The sequence below is a fragment of the Bradyrhizobium sp. SBR1B genome (genome assembly GCF_014198205.1).
Classification (GTDB): domain Bacteria; phylum Pseudomonadota; class Alphaproteobacteria; order Rhizobiales; family Xanthobacteraceae; genus Bradyrhizobium.
This window is the reverse complement of the sequence record NZ_JACIHC010000053.1, coordinates 1-9,362: the sequence shown is the minus strand read 5'-3', so window position 1 is coordinate 9,362 and position 9,362 is coordinate 1. Positions and strand designations below refer to the sequence as shown.

The window sequence follows — 9,362 nt, the reverse complement described above, 5'->3', positions numbered from 1 at the left end:
TGACTTGATGGAAGCCACTGTGGACCCTTGCCCCGGGGTCCCGATTGGATGCCGATCACCCCGAAAACGGGGTCCTTATTCCATGCCGAAACACACTGATCTGGGCACGGTCAATCTTGCTGACGGCATCGGCACAAAACGACCGCGAATATCGTGGCAACGATCAGGTCGAATATAACGCGACTGCTTGTGCCGCTCTCGGCATCATCTCTCTCTTCCTGAGAGATCGCGACACGACGATGCGCGATATGATCTTAGAGTTGGCTGGGTACGAACACCCTGCGGTGCTGGAAGCGCTGGCTCAAAATCTGTTGCGTCTTGGCGAAGTAACCGATCGAATTCCGCGGTCTATCATCCGCATCGTCATGGTCAGCGCAGTTCATCTGCGCCGCGTTCTAGGTCTTGAGCGACAGAAGGAGAATGACCGCCTTCACCGCGACGCAATCGACGCGGAGATCGCTATCGAACGGCGCTGGCTCGACGGAGAGGGTGCGGAACCGTCATGGCCCGAGCTGGCGTCGTGGCGGACGACGCCGCGGCGGGGCATTCGCCTGGGCAACGATGGACATATTGAAGACGATGATGATGACGATGATGATGAGCTGCCAAGTCACTATGTCGATGAACACGCGATCGCCAAGCTTGCGCATCATCTTATCCGTTTCACGATCAACGACGTGCCTGTCTGGGTTAAGGACTTGGCCGTTCACCTGATGACGTGGACCGACGCCGCGAACGGCCCGCATGGCGAAGACGTGCGCGAACGCGACCATCGACCCGACACATGGAACATCGCGTTTTTCAATTTTATCGGCGTGCTGAGTGTTGCGCTGTCACACTCGGAAGCCGTCGACCTGTTCGTGAATCGCATCGTGAGCTTCAATGACGAAGCGGTTCATGATGTGATGGCGTCCTTCCTTCGCGGGTATGACAGCGCGACGGTCGCAACGGACACCCGAGAGCCTGAAAATCCTGCTAATGTCCGCGAACTGCTCGCAGATCGCATCAAGCGAGCCTGGAACTATCGACGTCTGGGTCGCGAGAAAGGATTTACCAGCGAGACCCATGCCGGCGACGCCCTGAACGCGATGTTCTATCAGCCGTCGCGCTGGGCTAACACGGGACGTCCGACAATTCCTGTCAATTGGCCGGGCTTGCAGGCGACCATCGCAACACTGACAGACCTCGTTGTTGGAGCTCCGACGTCAGGCTATCTGGCGAGCCTGTTTTTGAATTTGGTCGAGTCGTCGCATGACAAGGCGCTCATTCCATTCGTGGTTCAGGCCATGACGGCCTGGTGCGCGGCGTACGGCGTCGACCGAAATTTCTGGGCAGAAAAGAACATTGGCAGCCGCGTTTGCGCCTGGCTCGATCATACCGTAGCCGACGATGCCACGTCGCATGCTGTCCTGGTTGACCGGGCCGATGAGTTGTTCAAATCACTCGATGTCTTGGTCCAGTCGGGCGTCGCTCAAGCACGCATCGTCGAGGAAAAGATCACCAATCCCGATGGCGACCGCAAAGCGGGCTAGAAGGCGGGCTGCTGCGTGGCGAAGCCCACTTCTATCAACTGCGAAACGCGCGCTTGCGACGATTCCGCAAGGCTTTCCAAGCGGACTTCATGAAATCCGTGCCCCGTGTGATCCGTCGTCGGAGGCGCCTCCATGTTGGATGCGACCGCCAAGTAGATTTTCGATTGGGGGCGATCGGCGGCAGCCATCCCGCGACGGGACCGACGTGGACATTAATTCCGGAGGCAAACTGCTGCTGCTTGTACGGCGCTCCGCGATACAGAATTGCGATGCAGGTTTCGGCCAGCTTGCGATAAATGCTGTTGTCCGTCGCGCAATAGTGTAGCAGAGCCACAGCAAACTGCTGCCCACCTGCCTTTGCCACTACTTTAAAGGCCGCTTTCATCTGGTTCGCCAACTTCGACCATCCAGCCAGCGTCCCGCAACGGACGAACAAGGTCTTTGATACATTCCTCAGACAAGAGTGCCTTTCGCAGAAGGGCACCATCGTCCGTCGGCATTTCCGGCACAAGGCGTCCATGTTTCTGATAGCGCCGCTGCTCGATCAGCTTGAGGCTCATCTGCGCATTGGCTTGAAGCAAAGCTTGTTGCCACAGCAGCGTGCTATCCTCATTCATCTCGGGGAAGAACAGCGACACGACGTGCGTCTCGTCGTACCAGGATTCAATCAAAGCCAATGTTGCCAAGGCCACGACCAAACGGCTGAAGTTTCCGGATTCTTGCCAGTCTGAGTGGGTTCCGTGCGCGAACATGTGCCGATTGAGCCACGTTAGGCCGTCATACTCGCCCGTCTTTTGAAAGAACGATTTCTGCAGCCAGCGTCGGAACGTTTCAAACGCGAAGATCCGCTCGTCCTGACCAAGCAGGTAATCCTTGGTCAGATAGTCTTGTGGTACCCACATTCGTTCATAGTGAAGTCGAGCCGCGTTTTCGATGCAACGGTCAATGACGCGATCAATCTTGACGCCTGTGGGAAGCTCGCTTTCCGAACCGGAAACGATCCGCGTCAAACCTCCTTCGATGGCCGGAATGAGCGCAGAAATACTCGCCGCGCGATAGCCACTATAGAAGGCGAGATACGCCTCACGCGCCAAGGCACGCACGTCTTGCAAGCTCCGCGCACTAGGTAAGATCTGCGCAATGCAGACGGCCTGGAAAGACAAGGTGTACAAAGTCGAGGTGTGATAATTGAAGAGTTGGATGGCCTGCTCTCGCGATCGGAGTCTTGCGTCGCCGAGAATTTTCTCCGTCTTATCCCTTGGAATCCAAAAGGGAGAGAACCACTCCACTTTCTCCCACAACGCGGCCTTTGCTTCGGCTGCATGCCGCCGGGCCTCCCAGTTCGGATCGCCGGTTGGTTGGATTTTCGGGAAGCACGCCTTGACATCGCCGATGGCAAGCACAACGGCGGGAGTCCTTGCGAAAATCCCGACCTCGCGCTCCTCCACGCTTGTCACGTCGAGGCCGCGTTCCGTAGCCCACAATTGAATCAGCTCAGGCGTCAGCGCGCCATGCGACGAGGCATTGCATGCGCGGTTCCAGACCGCTTGGAAGTGACGATCTAAATCTGAATCTGACATCGTGAGGGCCTATCCCGGCTTAGATCATTGCTTTCAAGCCGGTCAATTAAGAAACCTGCTAGTTCAGCCCCAAGACCCTCCCGGCAGGATAAAGGCCGCTAGGACGCTTTCTTCGGCTGGGCCATCGCACTTGCCACCATCCGCTCGCAGTATTCGTACAGCAGGTCATCACGGCTTAAGCTACGGAGTGGCAATGTCAGGCGAGCCCGCGAGATTGCGAAGTAATTTCTCACGCGTCATGTAGCTATGGCTCTCCACAAACCACTCGAATAGCTCAAACGGATCTTCAGTTTTCCGTGCCACTGGCCTAACTCTTCCGAAATACGAGTCCTTGTGCGCGCGATAGTCGGCCAATGCGTCGGAAGACATCGACTCTTTGACAAGCGAAGAGTTGCCGTTCGGATCCACGATGGCATAGCAGGCTTCACCGGCATCTTCATTGACGCACGCGCTTGTAACCCTTCCAATAATGCCGCCTCTTGCTGGATCACCAAAGCAGTATAATGGTAGACTGCCGTCGAACGTGGTCGGGAAACGACCATAGGACGGGATCGCCTCGCCGATATAGTGCACGAGAGCCTGACGAATTAACACGGCCCAAGTCCTCCCCCGCATAGGAAGACGCTGACTGCAGTTTAACCGCGATTGGTTGACCACCCTTCAGGAACATCAATGGACATCCCTCGCATCGAAGCGTCGATCGACCAAATCCGGGAATCAAGGGATTATGCTGGATCTGGTCGGGGAGGGATCGGAACCCCCTACCCCAGGATTATCATTACCCCACTCGCCTATCGGGTCCGCTCGTCACCTCGTGTTTTGTCGCGCCCCACTGCATCAACGTCCTGCTTCGCGTCTCGACGCCGCCGGCCAGTGGCCAGCTCCGAAAGCTCGTTCTTCAGTGCATGTCGTCGGGTTTCGAGAGCAGGCATGTCGTGGACGAATTGGCGAACTTCGCGAGCCAACTCGTGATCTGCCGCGACTCCAGAGCGATCTAGCTCGGCAGCATACTCGAGATATCGCCGCCTGATCGCGTCCTGACGGGACTTGATCTGCTCGTCCCAAGGACCTTTGGCAGCCTTACCGCCCCTCACCTCCGCAAGCACCTCCTTACGGGCGAGCCGATCGACCTCGGGCGTAATCTTTCGCTTGCGCATAGCGAGGACCGCCCCGCGGCCGGCCTTTCGAACGCGTCCGCGAGTTCGCCGCGGCGTTGCCTCCGCCGCGATCCCGCGAAGCCGGAGCTCCCCGGCAAATCGTTCGCGCCAGGCCTGAAGATCCGCCTTGCGGGGATTGAGGCGCTTGCCGTTATGGCCCAGAGACCGAACGGTCAAGTGCACATGGGGATGCTTGTTGTCCAGGTGCTGCACGAAGACGTAGTCGTGATTATAGCCGAATTTCTCAATGGCAAACGCCCGGGCCGAATCCTTGACTGCGATGGCATCGGTACCGGCCGGCATCGACAGAATTATGTTGATTGAAAGCGATCCATCACGCCGGCGCTTGTCGTCGAGGCCGGCATCATCCTCCCAGCGTTGCTGCAGGTCTTTCAATCCAGAACGACCCGTCAGAGCCGCGCCCTGCTCTGTTTCCGCCTCAAGTTCACCGTTTCGCGTGATGTAGGCGAGGTGCGATTTGAGATGCGCCACGTCCTTTGTGCGACCGGTGATCTTGACCATCACCTCTGGTGCTCGGCGCACGATGCGTTCGAGCTTTGCACGCATCGCCAGCGTCAGGCGACCGGAACCGGTCGGATCCGGGATATCCCACTCGGACCGCCGCGGGCGCCGATTGGGCGTTTCCCAGACATACGAGATCGGCGGAAGCTCTGAGGCCAGGTCGGTCGACCGCGGCGAGGAACGTCGACTCATCGCCGTCCATCCCAATAATCCGCGTTGCCGTGAAGGGCATTACGCAATTGCGCCAGCTCTCTTTCGATGACCAGCTTGGCTTCTTGAATTACGGACAGATCGGGCTCGACCGCCCTGCCCAGCAGCACACTGGCGTTTGCCGCACGCGCGATCTGGTTGATGTTGCCGCCGATCCGGTTGAGCTCGCGAACGATCGCGCGAAGCGCGTCCTGCTCGCTCGGAGAATGCTGCACTGGCGACCCCAGCCGCGAGCGTACCAGCGCAACGATCCAGCCGGTCCGGGTCATGCCGCGCTGATGTGAAACTTCCGCGAGCTGCCGCATCTCGCTCTCGCGAAACCGCACCGTCACCTTCTCTGGCCGTCCGACCGGCAACGCCAAGATGCGCGGTGCTGGTGCAGCGAGTGCATCAGCAATGAGACGCCGCAGCAGCGCGGATTTGCCGCCCTGGGTAGCTGCAAGGATCGAGAACGCCGCCGCGACTTCGTCGGAGATGCGAAGCGAGATCAGAGCCATGCACTCCAATCCCATTCGCGATGTAATACATCGCTGGCGCGAAGCCTATCCTGCACTAGAAAGCAAAAAACTTCGCTCCATGATGTTGGTTCAAACCAACACTCTCTGCATTCAACGCTCGCCACTGTAAGGCGATCGAGGGCCCCTGCCCTCTGCGCCGAATTCTGCTCGCGGCGGCCCCTTGGCCGATTAGGCATTGCGAATACCGATCCGCCGGCAAGCCAGGAAACGAAGGCACTAACTGACACCGGCACTGTGGACCGCGACTTTCCAGCAGCCTGCGGCCTCTCTACGGCACTGTGGGGAGCGCGTTCGGCCTTCGGCTGCTGCGCTAACGCGCCATCCTTCGGATGGGAAAGTCGCTCCGCCGGCGCAGACCGATAGTCTGCCGCCGCCGCGAAAGTGTCGAACGAGTTCATCTCGACAGGATCTCCTCGATTGTAAGCGCTGATGCTGGAACTTCTTCTTCGTTGTCGGCACCATCGACCAACACCACAGCGTGACGGGAGCCCTGCGTCGCGAGTCGATCCACAACAAGCTGCGCGGTCCGATCCTGAAACCGAACCCTGATTGCCAGCGATGCTGCCGGTTTCGATTGCGCAACGACGCGAGCTTTTGGCCGATCCTCCGTTGCCGCTTCGCGGTCGTTCACCGCGTTGCGCGGGAGCAGTGCTTCCGGGAGGGGAGCGGAGTTTTCGGATCGAGGTCGCCCAACCGGTAATTCGTTCCGGGGATTGGCGCGGCCGCCCTCCCCCCGAACATCCCGGGCCACTTTTCGAGCCTGTGCGTCGGTAAAGCTGGCCTGGGTCGCGCATTGCCGTTCGATCTCGTCGGGGTGCGTGCGCCAGGCCTGATAGAGTTCATAAAGAGCACGGATCGAACTGCCATCAAGTCGAGCCCGAAGGAATTCCGGCATGCTTTGAACCGAGGCGTAGCGCGACACCCAGTCTCTTGGCTTGCCAAGTTTGCGCGAGATCGCCGCCTGGGTATCGCCGGCGTCCAATCGGTCTGCGATGAACGCCGCGATCTCAGACGCGCGCAGATCATCACGCTGGATATTCTCGATCATCTGAGCGTATCGGTCTGGCAAATCGACGTCTTGAATGAACGCGGGTATTTCACGCAAGCCCGCGCGCTGCGCTGCGCGGTATCGGCGCGCGCCCATGGCGATGACGTAGCGTCCATCCTCACTAGAACGGCGAAGCACGATGGGTTGCAGCACGCCATGTTCGGCAATCGAGTGGGAGAGCTCCTCCAATTCCTGCTCGCTGAAGGTGCGGCGCGGTTGATCGGGGTCCTCGTCAATGCAGTCGATCGCGACCAGGAGCGGTCGCCCCGTTGCGGCGCCAGGGTTTGCCGCGACGTCGACGAGCTCCTTGAAGCTGAGATCAAGCGTCATTCGTCGTCTCCTGATCAAGCCGTTCCACGATCTTGGCGAGAACCGCGCGGATTTCCCGACCGGCTTCTTGCGCCGAGCGACGCTTCAAGCTCCACACCGGCACCCGCTCCGCAACGGCTTCGGCATAGCCGTCCCGTGCAACGATCTGGCCTGGGAACACGTACTTGCCCGCTTCGCGCAACAACTGCTCCAAGTGTGTTCGTTGACGCGGCGACTTGGTATTAAAGTTCGATGGCAGCAGGCCGAGGAATCGCGTGTCCTGACGACCGTAGCGTCGTTGCACACCGATCACGGTCTGCATCAGGGCTTTGACGCCCTTTACGGAATAATCTTCCAGGTAAATCGGCGCCAGAACATGCGAGGCGGCGACCAAGCAGGCGACGCTGCGAAGGCCAAGCGATGGCGGGGTGTCGATCACGCAAACATCGAACCGGTCGGCGGCATCGGCGAGATTCTGCTGCAGGGTCATGACAGCTGCGGCATTGCCGCGATCGATATCCGTCAATGAGCTGTCGGCCGGCGCCAGCGTGATGCCGTTGTTTTCCCCAGCGACAAACCGGGTCGCCGGCTTGAAGAGGTCGGCTGCCGAAATCGACCCCGTATGCTGCTTGAGCGTGTCGGTCGCGTTGCCCTGCGCATCAACATCGATCATCAGAACCCGGCGGCCCGCTTCCGCCATGAACCAGGCCAGATGCACGGCAAGCGTCGTCTTGCCGACGCCGCCCTTTTGGTTGTTGATGACGATCGTGTTCACCGGGTCGACCTTGGTGCAACCATCTGCGCCCGTTTCATCCATGTTCCTCCAGACCGTGCTTCGCATGCCGGCTCGGTCCTGATTTGACCGGCCTCTTCATCCTGGGTGTTGGTTTGAACCAACACCCACTGCGAACCAGCACGCGGCAGAATCTTGAAAGCCAGGCACAAAATCCCCTGCCAGAAGAGTCAGGTGGGCCGAGCCTCATAGGACCGAGGCGCTCAGTCGAAATGAGTTCGCATCGATTGGGCAGGCGCGCACCGGAGTTGAAGCAAGACAACGAAAACCAAATGCGTGTGGCCCCTACGTGTTGGTTCAAACCAACACGTTCTGAGGCAGCGCCACGCCGCAAATCGCCGTATAGTGTGAAGACGAGACGGAGCCGACGCCCACCAAACCTGGACGACGGTAAGAACCGCGCTGCGCCCTCGGGCGCAAATACGGCATCAACCTGCTGATGCTCTGCAGTTGATCGGCCAGATGTGCGAAGTCTATCGGCCGCGATGTGAGGAGCAAATGGTTCGAAAGCGGCGTCCTGGATCTCGTTCTCGGCGATCACCGGTCCCGCGACAGCGGACTATATCTCGAAGCGCTGCGGCGACACGACCGTGGAGGTCGATCAGCTCGGTCAGTCCTCGCAGATGTCGGCTTCGTCGCGGACACGATCGGAGCAACTCGCCCGCCGCCGGCTGATCATGCCACACGAAGTTCTGCGCATGCGAACCGACGAAATTCACGGCCGGCAACCCGCCGCCGCGATGCGGCCGCGCCATCTGGTTCAGGCGCGCCGGCCATGCAGGCGTGTGTCGGTGAAAACAGGTTCTACCTGAAACAAGGCTCCGGGACTTGATGACGATCGAAAGTATGTCCACGGCCCGCGAGAGGATCGTCACGCGGATGCGCGGAGACCGCGTGCGGGCTCCGGGAGCGCCGCGTTGGCGGCGCGAGTAGAGCCGTCCCCGAAGGGGCTCGCCCCATGGCCTCGGAGCGATTATCGCGAGGAAGATGGTTCCGGGAAATTGGCGCGCAGGTACTCGGTCGCCGCCTCCGCCGTCGCGAACGAAGCGAGTTCCAGCATCTCCTCGTCGGGCCGCTGCGGCTGCCGGACCACCGTGACCCGGCCTTCGTCAAGACAGGTACGGGGCTGCTCGCGGAACCGCAGCCATTCGGCCTGCTTGGCTTCGGCCAATGCGCAGGCAGCATCGTAGTCATCCGCAATGCCGAGATGGGTCGAGCGGTCCCATGCTCCGCCGTTCAGGCACCGAACTTCGATGCGACCATCCGGACGGGTGAGGCCGTAGGGACGATCCCACCACTGATCGAGCTGTGCCTTGCTCCGCGCTTCGTTCGGCGTCGCGTCAAAGGCCTTGGGCAGTTTCGGGTCGAGTGGAATCCGGCTCGGCATGGCGTCCTCTGATCAGACGGAAAATGCCAGAGAACGGGCCAGAATGGGAGCTGAATCTGGCCGGGCCGGCACGCCAAATGGCTCATGGCTCGTCGTTGGCGCCGCTACAACTGCCCCCCATCGAGGGATCGCGCGTGCACCTGCAATCGACCGATCAGGAAAATGAATCAATCGCGCTTGTTCGATTCAACAATCCAATTGGACACAGATTCCGGTGCGGCACGGAATAGAAGAAGCGGTCGAACTCGACATGATAATCCGTGGAGACCCGGGCAAGCCGCCATTCGGCGAACTCGTAGTCCTCTG

The 9,362-nt window shown here is 59.8% G+C and carries 9 protein-coding genes and 1 pseudogene; 2 read left to right on the top strand and 8 right to left on the bottom strand.

Annotated features, from left to right (window positions below):
* Positions 1–116 precede the first annotated feature (116 nt).
* The gene (locus tag GGD61_RS39760) at positions 117–1,532 is read left to right on the top strand and encodes a hypothetical protein (protein WP_183232503.1); all 1,416 of its coding nucleotides are present in this window, start codon (positions 117–119) and stop codon (positions 1,530–1,532) included.
* A 368-nt stretch (positions 1,533–1,900) separates the two neighbouring features.
* On the opposite strand, the gene GGD61_RS39755 is transcribed toward GGD61_RS39760, so the two are convergent.
* The 6 genes from GGD61_RS39755 to GGD61_RS39730 form a co-directional block, all read right to left on the bottom strand.
* Entirely contained in the window at positions 1,901–3,112 is a 1,212-nt protein-coding gene (locus tag GGD61_RS39755; protein WP_183232502.1) for a hypothetical protein, read from the bottom strand.
* Positions 3,113–3,292: 180 nt separating this feature from the next.
* Positions 3,293–3,706, bottom strand: coding sequence for a hypothetical protein (locus tag GGD61_RS39750; protein ID WP_183232501.1), 414 nt, complete (start codon positions 3,704–3,706; stop codon positions 3,293–3,295).
* Positions 3,707–3,903: 197 nt separating this feature from the next.
* Entirely contained in the window at positions 3,904–4,983 is a 1,080-nt protein-coding gene (locus GGD61_RS39745) for a relaxase/mobilization nuclease domain-containing protein (RefSeq protein WP_183232500.1), read from the bottom strand.
* Positions 4,980–5,498, bottom strand: a complete 519-nt coding sequence (locus tag GGD61_RS39740) for a MobC family plasmid mobilization relaxosome protein (protein WP_183232499.1) — start codon at positions 5,496–5,498, stop codon at positions 4,980–4,982. Before GGD61_RS39740 ends, GGD61_RS39745 begins: the two co-directional genes overlap by 4 nt.
* A 415-nt stretch (positions 5,499–5,913) precedes the next feature.
* Positions 5,914–6,897 (bottom strand): ParB/RepB/Spo0J family partition protein, encoded by a 984-nt coding sequence (locus GGD61_RS39735; RefSeq protein WP_183232498.1) that lies wholly within the window; start codon positions 6,895–6,897, stop codon positions 5,914–5,916.
* A complete protein-coding gene (locus GGD61_RS39730; protein WP_210311357.1) occupies positions 6,887–7,693 on the bottom strand; it encodes a ParA family protein in 807 nt (268 codons plus the stop codon). Before GGD61_RS39730 ends, GGD61_RS39735 begins: the two co-directional genes overlap by 11 nt.
* A 388-nt stretch (positions 7,694–8,081) precedes the next feature.
* Here GGD61_RS39730 and GGD61_RS39725 point away from each other — a divergent pair.
* Positions 8,082–8,501, top strand: a pseudogene (locus GGD61_RS39725) (type IV secretory system conjugative DNA transfer family protein); the annotation flags it as partial.
* 141 nt (positions 8,502–8,642) lie between these two features.
* On the opposite strand, the gene GGD61_RS39720 reads toward GGD61_RS39725, so the two are convergent.
* Complete coding sequence (locus GGD61_RS39720) at positions 8,643–9,056, bottom strand: DNA-binding protein (RefSeq protein ID WP_141340323.1); 414 nt, start codon at positions 9,054–9,056, stop codon at positions 8,643–8,645.
* Positions 9,057–9,210: 154 nt separating this feature from the next.
* On the bottom strand, positions 9,211–9,362 hold a 152-nt coding region (locus GGD61_RS41840), incomplete at its 5' end, for a Mu transposase domain-containing protein (RefSeq protein ID WP_409362506.1).